The organism is Rhodococcus sp. NBC_00297 (assembly GCF_036173065.1).
Classification (GTDB): Bacteria; Actinomycetota; Actinomycetes; order Mycobacteriales; family Mycobacteriaceae; genus Rhodococcoides.
In genome coordinates, this window is sequence record NZ_CP108041.1 from 3,294,344 (window position 1) to 3,312,385 (window position 18,042).

The window sequence follows — 18,042 nt, forward strand, 5'->3', positions numbered from 1 at the left end:
GTGGCGTTCGTCAAAGAGCTTCGTCAGCAGATCAGGGATCGCAGAGTGGTCGTGATGATGCTTGTTCCTGCCTTCATTGCGCCTTTCATGTGTCTCATCCTGTTCCTAGGGCAGTCGGCATCTTCGCAATCCGACCAACGGGTGCTCACAGTTACGTCGGAGGATCCCGATTCCGGAGTGATGCACGCGATCGAAAAAATTGAGAGATCGCTCAATAGTGAAGCCTCGCTGGATTCTGACGATATCAGCTGGCTAGTACGAAGCACCGACTCGCCAATGAATGACCTACTCCGGGGTCGAAGCGACCTGGCAATAATTGTAGGAATTGGCGGCGGTGCCCGCGTTGTGGCAAGTCCAATAAGCCTCGACTCCGCCGAATTGATCACCCAGGTTGTCAAACGGCTGCAGACTTCCGAAGGAATGTATTCGACGTTCGACGGGCCTCCAAGCTCTCGGCTGAATCAAGAATTCTCCCAGCTCAAAGTCGTGAGTTTCCTCGATGAGGCATCCGCTAAGAGGGCACTTGCTGGCTACCTCCTGCCTATCTTGTTACTGTCGCTATTTACACTGGTCGGTAGTCCGATTGCAATCGATGCTGTTGCAGCGGAAAAAGAAAATGGTACCTTTGAAAGTTTGATGGTCTTGGGTGCGCCGGGCTGGGGGATCATTTTGGGGAAATTGTTATCAGTGGTGTGTGCTTCGGTGGTGATGGGCACGGCGTCACTTCTGCTGCTTCTCGGGGTCGGGCACATCGAGCCGCGCGGATCCTGGAACCTGGGAATGGATAATATAGTGGCTGCTGGAATTGGTCCGGCGCAGGTGATTTTGATAGCAGTATTGACGACCTCGGCCGTGGTTCTGAGTAGCGCGATTCTTCTTCTTGTGAGCGGCGTGGCGAATACAGTCAAGGAAGCGCAGTACTGGGTTTCCCTTGTTGCGTTCTTGCCAATCGCCCTGGGTGGCGCGTCGGTTCTTGCTGCAGACGAGCATGGTGCAGGGCGACTCCTTGGCGCAGTTCCGTTTGCCAATAGTGCGCTAGGCATCTCGAACGTTGCTTCCGGTCGTATCGATACCGGCGCACTTGTCCTTACTGTGTCGATCAACGCGGTGATAACGTTTGTCATCGTTGCAATTATGGTCCGCACCCTTTTCATGGGCCGTTTGCGTTTCTTTGCTTGGACGGCATGAAGAAACGAAAAGCGCCTAGGGCCAATTCGAGTTGACTCGACTACGCGTGAAGCCGAGTCGGTCATTACTAATGAAGTGAGGACGTGATCACCCGGTCAGCAAGTCACACCCAATGGAGCTGCTGGTCAACGAAACTGCTTCAGGCGTCATCCCCACGCGCCCAGGCGATAGCGATGAGGCGCCGCAGTACATCGAGGTCGATCTGGTCCAGCCTGCGAACATAGACGCACCCTGCGCCCTCGGTGTACGTGCCGAGAGAGGGGAGCAACGTCGCGCCCTCGGGAAGATCCTTGAGTCCGTACAGCGACAGCTGCGCTTTCCGGGGTGAGAACGCGACCTTGGGCCAGTCGCCGCATGTGCGTGGGTTGGCCGGTGAGACATAGCGATAGCTGCCGTAACCCACCATCGACGGGCCCCACATCACGGGCTCGACCCCAGTCACTTCCGCGAAGATATCGGCTAGAACAAGTCCGTCTTCCCGGCGGCGTGCGGGTGTCGCGGCGGCGAGAAATTCTGCGACGTCGGCGTCGGTCGGCTTCGTGCTGGGCTCGGCCATGGGTTGCATCGTGCCACACAGGTCACGGTGTCAGCTCGGCACAACGCTCCTCCAGGAATGCTTGTAGTCGCGCCGTCGTCTTGTCGTCGAAACCGATGGAACCCACGTGGTCGGCGGCAGCTCGAACACCGGCACAGACGTCATCCAGTACGCGGATCACTGCTTTTCGGGGAAGCGCGTGACGTGCCGAGCTGTCGAGGACGTGGTCACGCGTCCACCTGTTGTTGCGGCCGTAGAACGTCAGGGCCATGGGGTCGTTCCACGACATGTAGGGCTGGGTGCACAACAGGTCGTACGCCGGAGTGACACCCCATAGACTGTGCTTGCCTTGGTGAATCGAATAGTTCTTGCCGTGTTGGGCACCATTGCCGATGACGTAGGAATACACGGTGAGCCGGACCAGTTCGAGCGCCGCTTGGCGCGCGGAACCCCCGCCTCGTTCCACGGTTGCTGCCAGTGATGCGAGTACTGTCTCGGTCTTCATGCGGTACTTGGACGAGGGATAGAGCGCGTTGATCTGGCACGCATCTTCCTGAGCCACCTTCCGGCCACTATCTCGGTCGAAACGCTCGACGAGAAGGCCCGAGACCCCATTGTCGTCCGTGATCACCTCACACCGAGGTACGACGAGTCCGCACGTTTCTGCCACAGACATGAAGAAGTTCTCGTTCTCCACCAGGCGCGGAAAACGATTCGGCGGAGCAAGTTTCAGAATCGCTGCGCCCCTCTTCGTCGTCACGGGCGACGAGTACATCTCAGCCGATACCTTGCCTTGAACTCCGGGCAGACCTGCCACGTCGACGTCCATCGACCGCGGGCCGGTCACCCTGTCGAACAACGCACGCAAACTCGGCATCGGTGCATCCGGGTCGAACGCGGGCGCGGGTGGCTCGGGCTCGGGCCCCGCGGGGATCACCCTCACATCGCCGATCGTGTCCGCCCCGACTGCCAAGAGGATGGTCAGGTGGTCGTCCTCCGACGTCTTCGTTCCGGCGACCACACCGGACAGACGCGCTCCTTCGGGGAGGAGTCCGGCGAAGAACGGCGGCACACTTCCTGCCGTTGCTGTCGTACCTCCGACGTGCATCGGCAGGGACCAGGCGACGGGCTGGGCGCCGGGCCTGCTCGAGTAGTCATCGGCGTACTCGAAGCGCACGGTGTCGCCTGACCTGGTCAAGCTCCCTGCGCGTACATCGCCCTTGTAGACATCGGCCTCGTCGACCTGGCGTAGATCGAGCCGGGAGCTCACTCGTGATCCGGTTCGACGACGATGCCGGCGCGGGTGATGAGCGACAGATCGCACCCCAATGCATCTGCAACGGCGCGTACGCCGTCGAGTTGCGACGATTCTTTTCCGCCCTCGATGGATTGCACAGTGGAGCGGCCGACCCCGGCCAGCAGAGCTAGCTCAGCTTGCGTCATTCCCAGCTCGTGACGGCGCGCGGTGAAGGACCGCGCCAGGCGGCTGGACTGAACGCGGCGTGACTTCCGAGGGAGGGCCATTCCGTTTCCAATGCTTGCGTGAGCCGACTTAAGGCACGGTACATCCCAGCAGTGGCATGCGCTAGGCCCTTAAGCCTTCGTTGGTGAGCGTAAGGCGCGCCTCAGGCTCACACGCAGCCTCGACGGTACTCTTGCGCGTGTCATAGCAGGCTTAAGGGGAGGTTGTGGTCCGATACGGACCGCTCCCCGCCGAGATGGCCGCGTCAACCCTGCCGATCGCTCCGCGGATGAGATCCCCGTAGGGATCGTCGGCGAGCGTCGATGAGCACTCCTTCGCAGCGTCGATGTGCTCGCGAGCTGCGTCGAAAGACCCGAGCTTGCAGTAGTTGTCCGCAAGGTTGAGATGCAGCGACGGAAAGAATCCCGCGATGTGGAGACCTGCGTGATGATCCTGCGTGCGTTGGTCGGTGACGGCGAGTGCAGCGTCGAGTGCTCGGACGTCCCACGTGAGTGCCTGTGCAGGATCCGCGTAGAGGTCGGCGAGGTAGTGCGCGAGGCTGCACCGATGCAGGGGGTCACCGTCGACACCGATGTCCTGCCACAGCGCCAAAAGTTGTCGACGTGCCTCGTCGACGTCTCCACCGCGCCCCTCGGTGACGGCCGCGGCGATCGCGTCCATCATCGGGTCGCCTGCGGGAGTGCTTGTCACGGCGTGTGTCCTCTCGTCGTGTTCTCACGGGGAGCTGCGATGGGCATGACCAGAGTGGTCAGGTCGCCCCGGTCCGCCGATCGAACAGTGGCGGGCCGCTCGGGCCCACGGAAATCGAGCAGTACGTCAGCACCGACGGCAGTGCTGATGGCCGGGTAGAGAGTGGTCATGTCGAACCAGACGTCGACCGCGCGCCCGTTCACGCGCGCCGGAATCTCGATGTCCGGGAGCAAGTCACCGTGGACCACGAGATTGTTGTTGCTGCTGCACAACCAGACCCAATCATTCGATCGTTGTTCGAGGGCATGCAGCAGTTCGGCCGCGGGTACCTCGACACGGCATGTCACCGCCGGCAGTGTGTCGAGCATCGATCGATAATCGGGGAACGGCTCGGACACGAACCTGCAGTGATGATCACTGTGGCCTGTCAGTCGCAAGCTCATTGCGTGATCGGTGACCTTCATGGTCACCGAGGGCGTACGGCGCAGATCGCTGAGGCGCTGTCGCAGGTCGTCGCCGTTCACCGTTGCAGCCCAGGCCGGCACACCGTCGACGTAGCTGACGAGGCTGCGTGTCGACAGGCGGTAGCGGTCGCTCGCGGTCATTGTCAGGACTCCGGGCCCCGCTTCGACATGCACGCCACCAAGGACTGCGATGTCAGGATCGTCGATGGTGGCCGTGAGAATCTGTTCGATCGCGGAGGCAAGCACGGGCCCGCTCAGTCGGGCGACCTCCAGCCCGGATCGACCAGTCAGGGTGTTCGTGATGGCGGCTGCCTGTTGCCGCACCGACTCGGCCTCGCGCATCACCGTGGTGACGTGATCATCGACCGAGCGAATCGCGTCGACGACGTCCGCGTAGAGGGCAGAGTTCACACACGGGAGGGACATGCCGATCTCGCGCAGTCGCCGAAGCAGGACCGCCCGTGCGAGCTGGTCCTCGCGATAGAAGCGATACCCGGTGACAGGGTCGATCTCTGCGGGCAGTAGCAAGCCCGAGTCGGCGTAGAAGCGCAGCGCGCTCGCCGTCAGACCGCACCGCTGCGCGAACGACCCGATGGACATCAACTCGGAATCTGACACCCCGACAGCATGCGGCTTCGACCTACATGAAGGTCAACCTGCGGGACCGACGGGAGTCGGTGCGGTGCCAGGTCAGTAGGTACTACGTCACCGAGTTCGAGGAATGTGGAGTCTGCGGAGCAGCTGCGTACGTCTGAACGTGAACTGTTCGTGCACTCACTAGGCGCCCGGACGCATTCTAGCTATAATCATGTACATGACTACCTTGCCGTTGGCGGACGTACGCGCCAGGCTGTCCAAGATCGTGGACGACGCGGAGCGCACCCATGAGCGTTACGACATCACGCGCAATGGCCATCGGGCCGCCGTGCTGCTCGGAGCGGATGACTTCGATGCCCTCCAGGAAACCATCGCGGCGCTGTCGGATCAGGAGTTGCTGACATCGCACATTCAAGGCGCGGCCGAGTTGGAGCATGGTGACATCGTCGACGCGGAGCAGCTCTCGGCGATCATGCACGCGGCCGGCCGGGCCGCCAAAGGGTGAGTGGGCACGACACCAACTACCGACTGGTGGTGGCGCGATCAGCAGTGCGCGCACTCATCCATACGCTGCCCGAGAACGTCGCAGTAGCCGTGTACGAGTTCATTTCGGGTCCGCTCCTCGACAATCCACAGCGCGTGGGGAAGCCGCTGCATCCACCGCTTGCGCCCGCATACAGCGCGCGCAGAGGGACTTACCGGGTGCTGTACTTGATCAACGAAGGGGAACAGACAGTCGAGGTAACCGCCATATCGCACCGAGCAGATGCCTACCGGTGAGAGTTCGAAACCATGTCGACGCTGCAGCCTCTACAGGTGGGCGTCATCGAACTTCTGTCTGACCGCCTTCGGAATCGCGCCGCGATCGCTTACCTGGTGCCCCGCGTCACGAGCCCACTGTCGAACCTCCGTCGAGGTCGGACCCGGGGACGTCGGGCGGGTGCTGAGCGGTAAGGCTGCGGCTCGCGATGCCGAATGAACAATTTAATGTCGTCTCCAACAAGCTCGAGAGCCAAGGCGGGTCCTCAGACAACCAGTCCCGCGCGGAACGCCATCAGCGCAGCCTCGACCCTGTTGGTGACGTGCAGCTTGTGATTGACCGCAGTCAGATGCGACTTGACCGTGGTTTCCGCCATGTAGAGCTGCCGAGCGATATCGGCATTAGTTGCCCCGGATGCCATGACCGACAACACTGTTCGTTCCTTGTCGGTCAGCGCCTCCAGCGTCACCCTCGGCCGTGGTGGTCGAGTGGTGGCCACGATCTTTCGGAGTGACTCCTCGGAGAACAAAGTGTTCCCGGCAGCGACGGCGCGGATCGACTGGTGGAACGTCTCGGGCGCCTCGGACTTGCTGAGGAAGCTGTGGGCTCCGGCTTCGATTGCCTGGACCACCAGATCGTCCACGTCCATCGCCGTCATCGCGACGACCTTCGGTGGGTGTGCCGATGCCATCAATGCTCGGGTGGCGTCGAGTCCGTCCACTCGGCGCATCTTCAGATCCATCAGGACGACGTCGGGCCGATGAGCGGCGACTGCGGCGGGCACCTCGTCACCGTCCGAGACCGATCCGACCACCACGATGTCCGTGGTGGCGGCGAAGATGTCCGCCACGCCGCGACGAACGAATGCGTCGTCGTCCACGACGAGAACGGTGATGACCGCATCGGAGTCCATGATGGATCGACCGTATCGGGTCGCGCCGACACGCCACAGCGGATAGGTGTTCTATGGAGTCGGACACGGGGTGCCGAACCGAACCGGCTGAGAACACACCCGTCGAACCTGACCAGGTCATGCTGGCGAAGGGATGTCGAGAGATGCACACAGTGCCGCTGGCCGAACAGATCGTGCTCGTGACGGGCGGTGCTCGCGGACTGGGTGCTGCGATCACGCGAGCGTTCCTGCAGCAGGGTTCCCGCGTCGTGGTCAACTACCACCGCAGTGCAGCCGCAGCCGATGCTCTGGCATCCGAGTTCGGTCCTCACCGCGTTGTCGCGGTGCAGGCCGACGTCACGGACCGGCACCAGGTCGACGCGCTGTTCGACAGCGCACGTGAACATTTCGGGTCGACCGTGACCACCGCCGTCAACAACGCTTTTATCGACTTCTCGTTCAACGGTGACGACCGTGCCAAGGCCGACGAGATCGAGTGGTTGGCGTTCGACTCGCAGTTCCGCGGCAGCGTTGCCGGCGCTCTGCACACCACGCAGGCAGCTGTGCCGGGCATGCGTGAGGCGGGATTCGGGCGGATCATCACGATCGGCACCAATCTCGTCCAGAACCCCGTCGTCCCGTACCACGACTACACGGCGGCGAAGGCTGCTCTGTTGGCGCTGACGAGAACCTTCTCGGCGGACCTGGGACCTGATGGCATCACCGTCAACATGGTGTCCGGTGGTCTGTTGCGGACCACCGATGCCAGCTCCGCGACCCCGCCTGCGGTGTTCGACATGATCGCCGAGAGCACCCCGCTGCGCCGAGTGACGACGCCGGCCGAATTCGCGGATGCCGTGCTGTTCTTCGCGTCGCCGTGGTCGAGAGCGGTGACGGGTCAGAACCTCGTCGTCGACGGTGGATTGGTGAAGGACTGACGCGTCAGGAGTACCAGGGGAGCCAGGCAGTCACGATGAACTCGCCACCCAGGGCAGTCCACCGCACCCATCCGCCGGCGTTGTGAGCCTGCTCTGCGAGGCCGGCCAACCCGGTTCGGGAACCCGGGCCAGGTGGCGATGTCGACGACATGTGGTTGCGCACGGTCAGGCTGATGCCGTCCGTGTCCGCCCCACTCGCCGTGATGTGAAGGGGGGAACTCGGGGCATGCTTCTGACTGTTGGTCAGAGCTTCCTGCACGATTCGGTACGCGGTATGACTGGTCAGATCGCCGACCACACCGGGATGAATGTCCTGGACCAGCGTCACCCGACACCCGGCAGAACGCGCTGCGTCGACGAGGTCCCCGATTCCCGCGATGCTTCGCCGACCAGCATCCTCGCCGCCGGTGTCGGACCCGCGGAGAACGCCGATGATGCGTTTGAGCTCGTCCAGGGACTCGTGAGCCGTGGACCGAATCAGCGCCGACGTGTTCGAGATCTTCTCCGGCCCGTCATTGCTGCCGACCTGTAAACCGCCTGCGAGCAACGATATTCGACTGAGCCCGGCGGCCAGGGTGTCGTGCATGTCGCGCGCAATGCGGGAGCGTTCCTGCTGTATCAGCATGTCCTCGTGCAGGCGCTGCGACTGCGCGGTCGCCTGATCGCGGGACTGCACGGCCACCACGAGATCGGACTTCGTACGGCGAAGTTGAGAGAGCGCCAGAACGACGGCGACGAGGACAGCCGCAACGAGCCAGGGAAGCCACCAGGGAAGCGGCCACGTCGGCGGGGGAGTGCCCTCGACGTGCTTGACTCCGATCGTCAGGGCCGAATAATCGCGGCGGCGCCCTGCGTCGTACGCGAGGGATATCGCGCAGGCCAGGTAGACCGCGACTGCAGCACCGGCGAGAGTACGACCTCGAGCGAAGACGCCCACCGCGTAGAGAGCTATCAGCGCGGCCGTTGCGTCGGTGGCGAAGAAGAGCGGACCGACGACGGCCATCGCGAGGACGATCCACGGTTTGTCGTGTCGCCAGATCAACGCAATCGCGGCGGCCACATTGAGGACGACGCCGAGCGCCACGTTCCACACCGGTGTTCCCGATGTGCCCGCGAGACCGGCAGCCATGAAGGTGCAGAACAAGCTGAGCGTTACTGCGCCGACGGTCCAGGCGCGACGCCGAACCGTAGCTGCAGTAGTGGTCACAGAGAAGACGGTACGGCCATGGTCCGACATGAGCCTCCGTTCGTCGGTCGCGAATGCCGACCGAAAGGAGGAGTGAGACCGGCCGAATCGACGAGGTGCCCGACGGGGTCACTGCGGTGTTCTTGGTGGGACGCATCGACCGGTGCCGGTACCACCGAAAGGACTCGCCATGACTCAGCCTCCCCAGGACCCTTACGCGCAGCCACAGCAGCCGCCGACCAAGAAGAACTGGTTCCTGCGGCACAAGATCCTCACGGCGATCGGATTGGTCGTCGTCATCGCTGTCGGCGTCAATCTGGCGAGCGGAGGACAGGACTCGTCGACCAGCGGCACCACGTCCTCCTCGCAGGCCGCAACGGAGGGCAGCAGTGCGCCGGCCGAAGAGTCGGCACCGGGAATCGGTGCCGCGGTGAGGGACGGCAAGTTCGAGTTCACCGTGCAGAACGTCGAGCGTGGCGTCGCCAGTGTGGGGGATCAGTACACGTCGCAGACGCCGCAGGGTGAGTACGTGCTGGTCACCCTGAATGTCGCGAACATCGGCAACGAGCAGCAACTGTTCGACACGTCGTCGCAGAAGCTGCTCGACGGGCAGGGGCGCGAGTACTCGACCGACACGCTCGCGACGGTGACGAACGACCCGAATCTCGGCTTCTCGCAGATCAATCCGGGCAACTCGATCGTGGCGACACTCGTCTACGACGTGCCGGCGGGCACCGCACCGTCGGAGATCGAGCTACACGACTCGCTGTTCTCCGGCGGCGTCACCGTCTCCGTCGCCTGACCTTCAATTCACCTATCCGTCCCCACGTCAGGAGTTTTCATGCCAGATCCTTCTTTGTCCCTCGTTGCAGCTCTACTCGACCGTTCCGGTTCGATGTCGTCCATTGCCGACGACACCCGCGGAGGATTCGACACCTTCATCGAGGCCGAGCGTGGTCACGACGGCACAACCGTCGTGACGCTGGCGCAGTTCGATGATCAATACGCGATGGTCTACGACTCGATACCGATCTACCAGGTCCCTCTGCTGTACTTGGTGCCCCGCGGGATGACGGCGTTGTACGACGCGGTGGGGAAGTTCGTCACCGAGATCGGCTCGTCGCTTGCGGCCCTACCCGAGGGGGAACGGCCGGGATCGGTCACCGTGCTGGTGATGACCGACGGACAGGAGAATTCGAGTCGGGAGTGGTCGAACCAGGCGGTTCGCGAGTTGATCGAGCAGCAGGAATCGCAGTACGGGTGGGACTTCGTGTTCCTCGGCGCCAACATGGACGCGGTGGATACGGGTTCGCAGATGGGCTTCAAGGCCGACAAGTCTTTGACCTACGACGCCTCGTCGGTGGGTGTGAGTGCTGCGTTCTCGGCGGTGGTGGATTACCAGGATCGGAAGCGTGCGCACGGGATGCAGCAGGTGGACGGGTTCTCGGAACGTGACCGGCGGCGGGCGGGGCGGTGAGCCTTCCCCGGCTAAGCTGGCAAGACGCCCATTCGACGTCGTTGACATTCCGAGCTGTGGAAGGCTGGCGAGATGAATGAGTACGTTTACGGCGATGTCGCCGGCGAATTGATTTTCATCAAGTCTGACGCTGCCGAGCAGCTGGCACTGCTGCATTCGGAATTTGCAACATGGGGGGACGCGAAGAACAGCCTCAGCGCCGAAAGCTGGACCGATGTGGTCGAGCGCTTCGCCGATGGCGAAACTGATCTTCCTGCGGACGGCGAAGTGTACGACCTGGACACTGTTCCCGGACACGCCGACGGTGATTGGCCGGCCTGGCCCGCCCGAGAGATGCTCCGCGACGTACCGCAATCGGTTCGTGAGCAATACGGGAAGGTCGAGGACACCATTCATGACGGCGAGTTCCTGCACTTCGACGTGAGCGATGAGGTCGACATCGTGCAGGCTCTACAGACACACGGTTGGACGTGCGTCCGCGATGATGCCCTGGTCCGCAAAGCGAGTGGCCACTGAATGGTGTGCGCGGACTGCTGAGTTCGCTGTACTTGGCTACGCGACTGGTCGATGGGTCTGTCTGGCGGAACGTTCGACGATGTCTTCAACTCCGACTTCGTATACCCGGTGACGACTCCTTGTTCTTCATGACCTGACGGGCGGTCGGAGGCCGCGGCATACTTCTGGACGAGGTCCGAAGCGGCTGTCGGCGAGACTGCCCGGGGCGTCCATCGTCGGCCTGGCTGCGAGATCGGATCGCGTCAGCAACTCGAGCGAATCGGGAACTGCAGGACCATTCCGACCACTTGGCTTGTCGGTATGGCTAGATTGATATTGCAACCTGGTGACGTGAGGATGGGAACCGAACATGTCTGTGACACTGGCCAAGGGTGGGAACGTCTCACTCAGCAAGGAAGCGCCCAGCCTGACGGCTGTCAGCATCGGACTGGGCTGGGATGTTCGCTCGACGAGCGGTGGTGCGTACGACCTCGATGCAAGTGCGATCGCCCTCAACTCCTCCCACAAGGCCCTGAGCGACGAGTTCTTTGTCTTCTACAACAACCTTCGCTCGCCCGACGGCGCGATCGAACACACGGGTGACAACCGAACCGGCGAGGGGGATGGGGATGACGAGAGCATCGACATCGACCTCTCGGCGCTCTCGCCCGACGTCGATTCCATCGTGTTCCCGGTGTCCATCCACGATGCCGACGTGCTCCGGCAGAACTTCGGACAGGTAGTGAACGCGTTCATCCGAGTGGTCGACAAGGCCGACGGCCGCGAGCTCGCACGATTCGATCTTAGCGAGGACGCGTCGACCGAGACGGCTATGGTGTTCGGTGAGCTCTATCGCCGTAATGAAGAATGGAAGTTTCGCGCGATCGGGCAGGGCTACGTCTCGGGGTTGGCTGGAATTGCCCGAGATTACGGGATCAACGTCTGACGCGGATCGTCGACCTTTTAGATTGACCCGAAACCGACAGTCCTCCCTGATGACTCCCGGTTCCGACACCATGCCCGGGATGCGCTCGGGCGCTGAAGAGGATGATAGCCGTGGACCCGTTTTATGAAGTGTTCGCGGGGTGGGCGAGAAAGACCTCGCTCGATTCTGCAATCAAGAGTTTCACCGGCCGGCTCAGCCGAGATGAGCTCGAGTCGTACGTCAAGGAATATCGCAAGCAGGTGACCGGAGTCATCAGCGGTGGCCCGCCCATCATTCACGGCCCACGCGAGCCGTGGTATGCCGGACCGAATGCGTCCGCGGATGTGTATTGGCCTGCGCTCGAGCGGTTCATTCGTGTGGACCTGGCCTGGCCCGATGGCCGGGTGAGCACTTTGGACAGCTCGTCCAACAAGGTCATCGCGTACACGCCACGGCCCAACGAGTCGGACTGGGACTCGAAGGGTTTGGTCGTCGGGTACGTCCAGTCCGGGAAGACGACAAACTTCACTGCGGTCATCGCCAAAGCTGCGGACGTCGGGTACAAGTTCGTCATCGTTCTGTCAGGAATCCACAACGGCCTGCGTAAGCAGACGCAAGAACGCCTGGATGAGCAGCTTCACAAGTTGACACCGACCAAGTGGAAGCAACTGACCAACGCGGACGGCGACTTCAGAGCACCCACCATGCAGTCGACGGCTCTGCTGCACGTCGACGACAGCGGTGTGATCCTGGCCGTGGTGAAGAAGAATGCCGCGGTGTTGAAGCGGCTCGATAAATGGCTTCAACCTGCCGTCAAACAGCGCGCACTCAATGATGTGCCGACACTGATCATCGATGACGAAGCAGACCAGGCGAGCGTCGAGACCCGCATCATCAACCCGCTGATCCGTGGCATCATCGCCAAGCTGCCGAAGAGCACCTACATCGGATACACGGCGACGCCGTTCGCCAACATCCTGATCGACCCGGCTGCCGGCGACCTCTACCCGAAGGACTTCATCCTCAACCTGCCGGAACCGGAGGGTTACTTCGGCACCGAGCGAATTTTCGGCCGGGACGTGGTCGAGGGCGACGAGGCGAACGGCGTGGATTTGGACGGATCGAACATGGTCCGGATCATTCCGCACGAGGACGTCGACGACGTGCGACCTTCCGGCAAGAGTGCCGCCCAGGTGTTTCTCCCGTCGATACCGCCCACTCTCGACCTTGCACTGACCTGGTTCGTCCTGGCCACCGCCGCCCGGCGTGCTCGGGGCGACAAAGGCCACGCGACGATGCTGATTCACACGTCGGTGAAAACGGACATCCACGACCAGTTCCGAGGGCCGCTCAGCGCTTTCGTGTCTGGGCTCGCCAAGAAGTGGGAGACCGGTGATCCCACGGCCGTGCAACGCTTGTCGTCCCAATGGCAGGCCGAAACGTCACTGGTGACGTCCGCGACGTTCGGACTGGCACCGCTCACGTTCGAGGACGTGCGTCCGTTCGTCGGTGAGGTGCTCGGCAAGTGTCGCGTGGTCATAGACAATTTCCGCAGCGACGATCGCCTGGACTACTCCGAGGATGGTCAGGTGGCGATCGCAGTCGGAGGGAACACCCTGAGTCGCGGGCTGACGCTCGAGGGTCTGACGGTCAGCTACTTCGTCAGGGCAGCAGGGGCGTACGACACCTTGTTGCAGATGGCCCGGTGGTTTGGATTCCGCTTCGGTTACGAAGATCTTCCGCGGATCTGGATGACAGAAGAGCTGCGCCAGTGGTTCCGTCACCTGGCCACGGTCGAACGAGAAATTCGTCTCGATATCGATCGCTACGAGTCCGAGGATCTGACACCCACTGAGTTCGGTGTGCGCATCAGGACGCATCCGACTCTGCGGATCACCGCCAAAATGGGCGCGGCGATACCGGCCTACGCGTCGTACGGTGGGCGGCGTGTACAAACCCGATATTTCCGCACTCGGGATGAAGATTGGCTACTCCGCAATGTCGACGCCGCCGACGGACTCCTGTCCCGTGTCAGAACCAAGGGGATCGAACCGAGGACCCTCGACTCCGGGTCCGTCGTGTTCGAGAACGTCGACGCCGACGATATGCTGAGCTTCCTGGACAGTTACTCCGTGCACCCGGATTCTCCTGATCTCGACGTCGACTTGATCGGCAAATATGTTGCGAAGCAACGTCGTCGAGGCAGTCTCGACATGTGGAATCTCGCAGTCATGGCTGCCAAACCCGGTTCGGAGCGGGGAACCGTGCGTCTCGGCGGGCTGGATTTCGGCCGTATCGTGCGATCGCAGTTGAAGGTGGATGGAGTCGAGCGCTCCGACATCAAGACTCTGATGTCGAAAGACCATCGTGCGGTCGACTTCCTCGACCAGTCTGAGGCGCGGAAGATGAGCGAGAATTCGCTGATGGATGCGCGAGACAAGAACCCAGATGTGCGATCGAAGGGATTGATCCTGCTCTATCCCATCGACCCGATGTCGGAGCCGGACCCGGCGAACTCGAAGTCGAGGGACTCGCTGGACGCGAGAGCCGATGTGATCGGCGTTGCGCTCGTCTTCCCGGGATCGGCGAATGACGACAGCAAGGTCAGTCAGACGTACGTCAGTGTCGATCTCACCGACGCCGAGATCGAGTCGGAAGACGACGAGTTGGTCGCGCTGGTCGGGTCGGACGGTTGAGCCCTGTGAGTTCGACAACGGCGGCTACGTGGTGGTCGCAGCGTGTCGCTGCCGAAGGCTCGACCGCGTCCGAAGGCATTCGTCGGCAATTGGGGAAGCCCAAGCTCGACCCGCTCACCGTGTTGGTCCGTGAAGCGGCGCAGAACAGCTGCGACGCGGCACTGCCCGGTCGCGACGTGGAATTCAACGTGCAGATCCGCGAGTTGTCCGGCAAGAGGCTCGAAGGTTGGCGAAGTTTCTTGCTGCCCGGTCCCGAGGGAGCCGATCTGGGCTTGGTCGAGGAAATGACGACCAAGCCGACCGTCCTCATCATCTCCGATCGCGGAACGACAGGCCTCGGCGGCCCGTTGCGAGCGGACGAGCCTCCTCTCGATGGCGAGAGAGGTGATTTCGTCAAGTTCATTCGAAACGTGGGTGAGCGCAAAGGCGTGGATCTCGGCGGGGGTTCCTATGGCTTCGGTAAGGGAATCCTCTACAACGTGAGCAGGTGCCATGTCATCGTCGCGGACAGTCAGTGTGTCTTTCGCGGCAAAGTTCAGCGCCGACTCATCGGAGCCGCCATGGGCGATGGATTCCAACACGACGGGGTCAGATACACCGGTCGCCACTGGTTGGGGGTGCAGGACGGCGACATTGCACAGGCTTTGATCGACAGGGACGCAGAGGACGTGGCTAACGCGCTTGGGTTGCCGAAATTCGCAGAGGGCCAGACCGGTACGACGGTTGCCATCATTGCGGCCGATCTCGGCGCGGTGAGAACAGGGGATTCCGAGGAATCACGAAATCCGCAGTCCGCAGCGGAGTACATCGCATCGACGATGATGTGGAATCTCTGGCCCAAGATGCTCGACGGTGTGGACAACCGGTTGAAGTGCTCGGTGAAGTTCGAAGGATTTCCGGTGGAGCTCCCTGCCCCGGACCACACGATCGAACTCAGACCGTTCGTCGACGCGTTTCGCAAGCTGTCGCGGGAGGGCGAGTACGACATCCCTCCTCGTCGTGCGAAACCCACGGAGATCGGCAGGTTCGCCAAGGTCGAGTCGATGGCACCACTAGCGAAGCATCCGTTGCTCGCGCTCGCCGCGCCTTTTGCAGGGTCCGCACGGCACTGTGCTCGGATGCGGCAAGCGAACCTGGTTGTGGATTACGTTCCTGGGGAACCGAATCCAAACGAGGCGATTCAGTACGGTGCCGTGTTCAAGTCTGCGGTCGAGGCCGATCGATATTTTGCGGATGCCGAACCGCCCACGCACGACGACTGGGTGACTAGTGGTCTCCACGGCACGGCTCTGGGAGTCATCCGCCTTGCCGCACGGTTCGTGAACGCCAACCTGAAGCCCACTTCGGTAGAGGTTGGCCCAGAGTCGCAACACGACGCCGCGTTGGCTCCGCTCGCGGGACGCTTGGCGGGCTTGGTCGGCGGCGCGACCGAAGGCGCGTCGTCTCCCGGAGCAGCGGGTCGCGAGGGTGGGCATCGCGCGGGACGTGGTTCCAGTGTCCGTAGCTCCAAGCCCAAAGTGGTCGAGGGCCCCGCTCTGGTGGTCACGGACGGGCAAGCGCTGATCCAGGCGACCATCGAGTTGCCGGCCTGGTCCACCACCACGACGGTGATTGCCGAGCCGTTCGTGGTGATCGACGGAGGTATCGAACACCACGCGTCCCTGGATGCACCGGTGGTAGTTGGATGGACGAGCCTGGAAGCGAACGAATTTCGACAGGGCGCTGACCTCAGAGCCGGCCCGCGGGACGAGAGACGGTGGGTTGTCTCGGTCCGTCCGCCGACCGATGCCGTCGTGCGGCTTGCTGTCTCCGTGTCACGGGAGGGGTGAAACATATGACTGACGTGCGCCCGTACCTTGTCCCCAGCGCAGCTACCGTGACGATGTCGCCCTGGGCCCACCTCGTGGAGGGCGAGTGGGAACCTTTGGGCGAGGCAGTGGACAATTGGGACTACCGCTCTGAGCTACGGCTCCGGTGCCGGATCGAGGCAGACGTTCCACGAATCCGAGCCGAAACGCATCTGACCGATGGGTCTCCTCTTGCCTTTCACTTCGGCTGGCGTGCGTCGGATACATATCTTGTCGGTCCCAGTACCCGAATTCCGGTGGTCAACAGGCAGTTCGACGTCGAGATCGAGGTGGACCCACAGTTCGCGGGTACGTCTATCGTGTTGACCCGGCGTCTGGTTCTCGAACGTGACCGTTTGAGTTCGTCGGCCGGCGAAGCCTGCCAAGCGGGGTCCATTCTCTTGAGCGATGAGCAGTCGCTTCGGCTCATGGGCCCTGAGGCCATGTTCCCCACCGAGGTGGTGGACTTCCAGGCATTCGGAATCGATCCCGGGGCGAGTTGGCACCTCGTGATGCCTGCTACGCCGGACGAGCCGGCCATGGGGGCGTTGCTTCTTCTGCTCAATCCGCTCGACACGAAGCTGGTGAAGGCGGTGCAACGCGTGAAGAATCATACGGACGATCAGCTGGCATTGATCGAGAGCATGGAGGAGGGCCTGGTCGACGAGATGGTCCGGTGGTCGTTGGCACACTGGGACGAGCTGGGAGATTGCGACTCAGAATCGTTCGGGGCGGCTGCGCGCGTTCTGACGTCGCGAGTGCTGGACGATCCCGCTTCGTGGACGTCGGAGTCCGTACTGCGTTCGTCGATGGACCTCCGGAGCTCCATCGTTGCCGGGACGCGCGCCATCGGTTTTGGGAGGGCGCTCTCATGACGGAGCTCTGGCCACGACTGGGTCTCGCACCTGCAACGGTCGCTTATCGCAAGCTGGAGGGCGGGCCTGCGCAGATGGCTCGTGCGGCACGAACGAAGCACTCGCAGATGACCTATGCGGCAACCGGTGGTCGACGAATGGGTGAGACTGGGGTTCGCGAACTCACGGACTCGCTGCGTACGATCGCCGAGGACTTCGGGTATCCACACGATGCCGAGGCTGCCGACCTCGTTCGCTTCGATCGAGTCGCCGCAGAGGCCATCCACAGGTCGATGAACATCACGGCGGTCGAGGCCTCCACCCGCGGAGTGTGGTCCTTCCTTGCGATCGTCGCGATGCCGGACATCACGCAATGGCGGTTCCCGAATCGGAACATCGAGCGGTGGATTGCCACGGACTTGACGCGGCACATGTTCTCGCGACTGTGGTGGCAAGCAACCACATTCGTGGTCGTGACAGACGCCGGTAACGACTACTCGCTTCTCCGCAGCCTGTCCGAGAGTGACCTGAATCAGATCACCGAACGGCGGTCCATCGCCGGCATCACGCCTCTCGCCCGATCCATAGCTCGCGTGTCGATCGGCCTCGACTCAGGTGACAGCCGACGTGCGGTTTTCCGCGAAGCTGTTCCTCGGCTCCGGCGGCTGATGGCATTCGTGGATTTCGCCACCTTGTCCGATGATCAGCTCGATGACCGTGTCAGAGCCGTCTTCGGTGCGGCCTCGTCTTCGGTCCATCGTCACGGCTGACGTCGACACACCGTCACGCGTCGAGGCGCTTGATGGATGGCGCATCCCCCGCTCTGGTGTAGCGGACCTGGTGACACCGCGAAGCAGCCTGCCCGCAGGGATCAAACGGTGTGGCCGACGCAGGACTTATCCATCGGAACGGCGGCCGTACAAATGTGCAGTGTCGCTGCAGCAGTTGCCGGGTCGACGTGCGGCAGTGCTGACCACCCGGACGTAAAGGCGGTCGCAAAGATGTTGCAAGACGT

Annotated in this window: 20 protein-coding genes and 1 riboswitch; of the genes, 12 read left to right on the plus strand and 8 right to left on the minus strand. The window is 62.4% G+C overall.

The window, feature by feature from the left end; all coding sequences use genetic code 11:
- The gene (locus tag OG947_RS15585; protein ID WP_328812256.1) at nucleotides 1-1,188 is read left to right on the plus strand and encodes an ABC transporter permease; all 1,188 of its coding nucleotides are present in this window, start codon (nucleotides 1-3) and stop codon (nucleotides 1,186-1,188) included.
- 139 nt (nucleotides 1,189-1,327) lie between these two features.
- Here the strand turns inward: OG947_RS15585 and OG947_RS15590 are convergent, their stop codons facing one another.
- The 5 genes from OG947_RS15590 to OG947_RS15610 all read right to left on the minus strand — a co-directional run bounded on the left by OG947_RS15590 (nucleotide 1,328) and on the right by OG947_RS15610 (nucleotide 4,978).
- Nucleotides 1,328-1,744 carry a DUF1801 domain-containing protein gene (locus OG947_RS15590; protein ID WP_328812257.1) on the minus strand — a complete coding sequence of 139 codons (417 nt, stop codon included), beginning with the start codon at nucleotides 1,742-1,744 and terminating at the stop codon, nucleotides 1,328-1,330.
- A gap of 22 nt (nucleotides 1,745-1,766) precedes the next feature.
- Nucleotides 1,767-2,993: a type II toxin-antitoxin system HipA family toxin gene (locus tag OG947_RS15595; protein WP_328812258.1), complete on the minus strand. Its 1,227-nt coding sequence runs from the start codon at nucleotides 2,991-2,993 to the stop codon at nucleotides 1,767-1,769.
- Nucleotides 2,990-3,247: a helix-turn-helix domain-containing protein gene (locus tag OG947_RS15600; RefSeq protein ID WP_328812259.1), complete on the minus strand. Its 258-nt coding sequence runs from the start codon at nucleotides 3,245-3,247 to the stop codon at nucleotides 2,990-2,992. Before OG947_RS15600 ends, OG947_RS15595 begins: the two co-directional genes overlap by 4 nt.
- 151 nt (nucleotides 3,248-3,398) lie before the next feature.
- Complete coding sequence (locus OG947_RS15605) at nucleotides 3,399-3,869, minus strand: hypothetical protein (protein WP_328814040.1); 471 nt, start codon at nucleotides 3,867-3,869, stop codon at nucleotides 3,399-3,401.
- A gap of 23 nt (nucleotides 3,870-3,892) precedes the next feature.
- Nucleotides 3,893-4,978: a MerR family transcriptional regulator gene (locus OG947_RS15610; protein ID WP_328812260.1), complete on the minus strand. Its 1,086-nt coding sequence runs from the start codon at nucleotides 4,976-4,978 to the stop codon at nucleotides 3,893-3,895.
- Nucleotides 4,979-5,174: 196 nt separating this feature from the next.
- Between OG947_RS15610 and OG947_RS15615 the strand changes: the two genes are divergently transcribed.
- Both OG947_RS15615 and OG947_RS15620 read left to right on the plus strand, forming a co-directional pair.
- A complete protein-coding gene (locus OG947_RS15615) occupies nucleotides 5,175-5,462 on the plus strand; it encodes a type II toxin-antitoxin system Phd/YefM family antitoxin (protein WP_328812261.1) in 288 nt (95 codons plus the stop codon).
- An 89-nt stretch (nucleotides 5,463-5,551) separates the two neighbouring features.
- Complete coding sequence (locus OG947_RS15620) at nucleotides 5,552-5,737, plus strand: type II toxin-antitoxin system RelE family toxin (protein WP_442973130.1); 186 nt, start codon at nucleotides 5,552-5,554, stop codon at nucleotides 5,735-5,737.
- A 30-nt stretch (nucleotides 5,738-5,767) separates the two neighbouring features.
- Here the strand turns inward: OG947_RS15620 and OG947_RS22675 are convergent, their stop codons facing one another.
- Complete coding sequence (locus tag OG947_RS22675) at nucleotides 5,768-5,941, minus strand: Lsr2 family DNA-binding protein (RefSeq protein WP_442973131.1); 174 nt, start codon at nucleotides 5,939-5,941, stop codon at nucleotides 5,768-5,770.
- Nucleotides 5,942-5,982: 41 nt separating this feature from the next.
- A complete protein-coding gene (locus OG947_RS15625; protein WP_328812264.1) occupies nucleotides 5,983-6,630 on the minus strand; it encodes a response regulator transcription factor in 648 nt (215 codons plus the stop codon).
- A gap of 56 nt (nucleotides 6,631-6,686) precedes the next feature.
- A riboswitch (TPP riboswitch) is annotated at nucleotides 6,687-6,781 on the plus strand.
- A gap of 1 nt (nucleotide 6,782) precedes the next feature.
- Between OG947_RS15625 and OG947_RS15630 the strand changes: the two genes are divergently transcribed.
- Nucleotides 6,783-7,547: a 3-oxoacyl-ACP reductase gene (locus tag OG947_RS15630; RefSeq protein WP_328814042.1), complete on the plus strand. Its 765-nt coding sequence runs from the start codon at nucleotides 6,783-6,785 to the stop codon at nucleotides 7,545-7,547.
- Between the two features lie 4 nt (nucleotides 7,548-7,551).
- Here OG947_RS15630 and OG947_RS15635 read toward each other — a convergent pair whose 3' ends face one another.
- Nucleotides 7,552-8,754: a sensor histidine kinase gene (locus OG947_RS15635; RefSeq protein ID WP_328812265.1), complete on the minus strand. Its 1,203-nt coding sequence runs from the start codon at nucleotides 8,752-8,754 to the stop codon at nucleotides 7,552-7,554.
- A 169-nt stretch (nucleotides 8,755-8,923) separates the two neighbouring features.
- On the opposite strand from OG947_RS15635, the gene OG947_RS15640 reads away from it, so the two are divergent.
- The 8 genes from OG947_RS15640 (at nucleotide 8,924) to OG947_RS15675 (ending at nucleotide 17,797) form a co-directional block, all read left to right on the plus strand.
- The gene (locus OG947_RS15640; protein ID WP_328812266.1) at nucleotides 8,924-9,535 is read left to right on the plus strand and encodes a DUF4352 domain-containing protein; all 612 of its coding nucleotides are present in this window, start codon (nucleotides 8,924-8,926) and stop codon (nucleotides 9,533-9,535) included.
- A gap of 39 nt (nucleotides 9,536-9,574) precedes the next feature.
- Nucleotides 9,575-10,210, plus strand: a complete 636-nt coding sequence (locus tag OG947_RS15645; RefSeq protein WP_328812267.1) for a VWA domain-containing protein — start codon at nucleotides 9,575-9,577, stop codon at nucleotides 10,208-10,210.
- Nucleotides 10,211-10,282: 72 nt separating this feature from the next.
- Nucleotides 10,283-10,726, plus strand: a complete 444-nt coding sequence (locus tag OG947_RS15650) for a hypothetical protein (RefSeq protein ID WP_328812268.1) — start codon at nucleotides 10,283-10,285, stop codon at nucleotides 10,724-10,726.
- Nucleotides 10,727-11,075: 349 nt separating this feature from the next.
- A complete protein-coding gene (locus tag OG947_RS15655; RefSeq protein WP_328812269.1) occupies nucleotides 11,076-11,651 on the plus strand; it encodes a TerD family protein in 576 nt (191 codons plus the stop codon).
- 110 nt (nucleotides 11,652-11,761) lie between these two features.
- A complete protein-coding gene (locus tag OG947_RS15660; protein WP_328812270.1) occupies nucleotides 11,762-14,326 on the plus strand; it encodes a Z1 domain-containing protein in 2,565 nt (854 codons plus the stop codon).
- A gap of 5 nt (nucleotides 14,327-14,331) precedes the next feature.
- Nucleotides 14,332-16,155, plus strand: coding sequence for a hypothetical protein (locus OG947_RS15665; RefSeq protein WP_328812272.1), 1,824 nt, complete (start codon nucleotides 14,332-14,334; stop codon nucleotides 16,153-16,155).
- A gap of 47 nt (nucleotides 16,156-16,202) precedes the next feature.
- Nucleotides 16,203-17,048, plus strand: coding sequence for a hypothetical protein (locus tag OG947_RS15670; RefSeq protein ID WP_328812273.1), 846 nt, complete (start codon nucleotides 16,203-16,205; stop codon nucleotides 17,046-17,048).
- A gap of 137 nt (nucleotides 17,049-17,185) precedes the next feature.
- On the plus strand, nucleotides 17,186-17,797 hold the full coding sequence (locus tag OG947_RS15675) for a DUF6339 family protein (RefSeq protein WP_051613132.1): 612 nt from the start codon (nucleotides 17,186-17,188) through the stop codon (nucleotides 17,795-17,797).
- Nucleotides 17,798-18,042 lie beyond the last annotated feature (245 nt).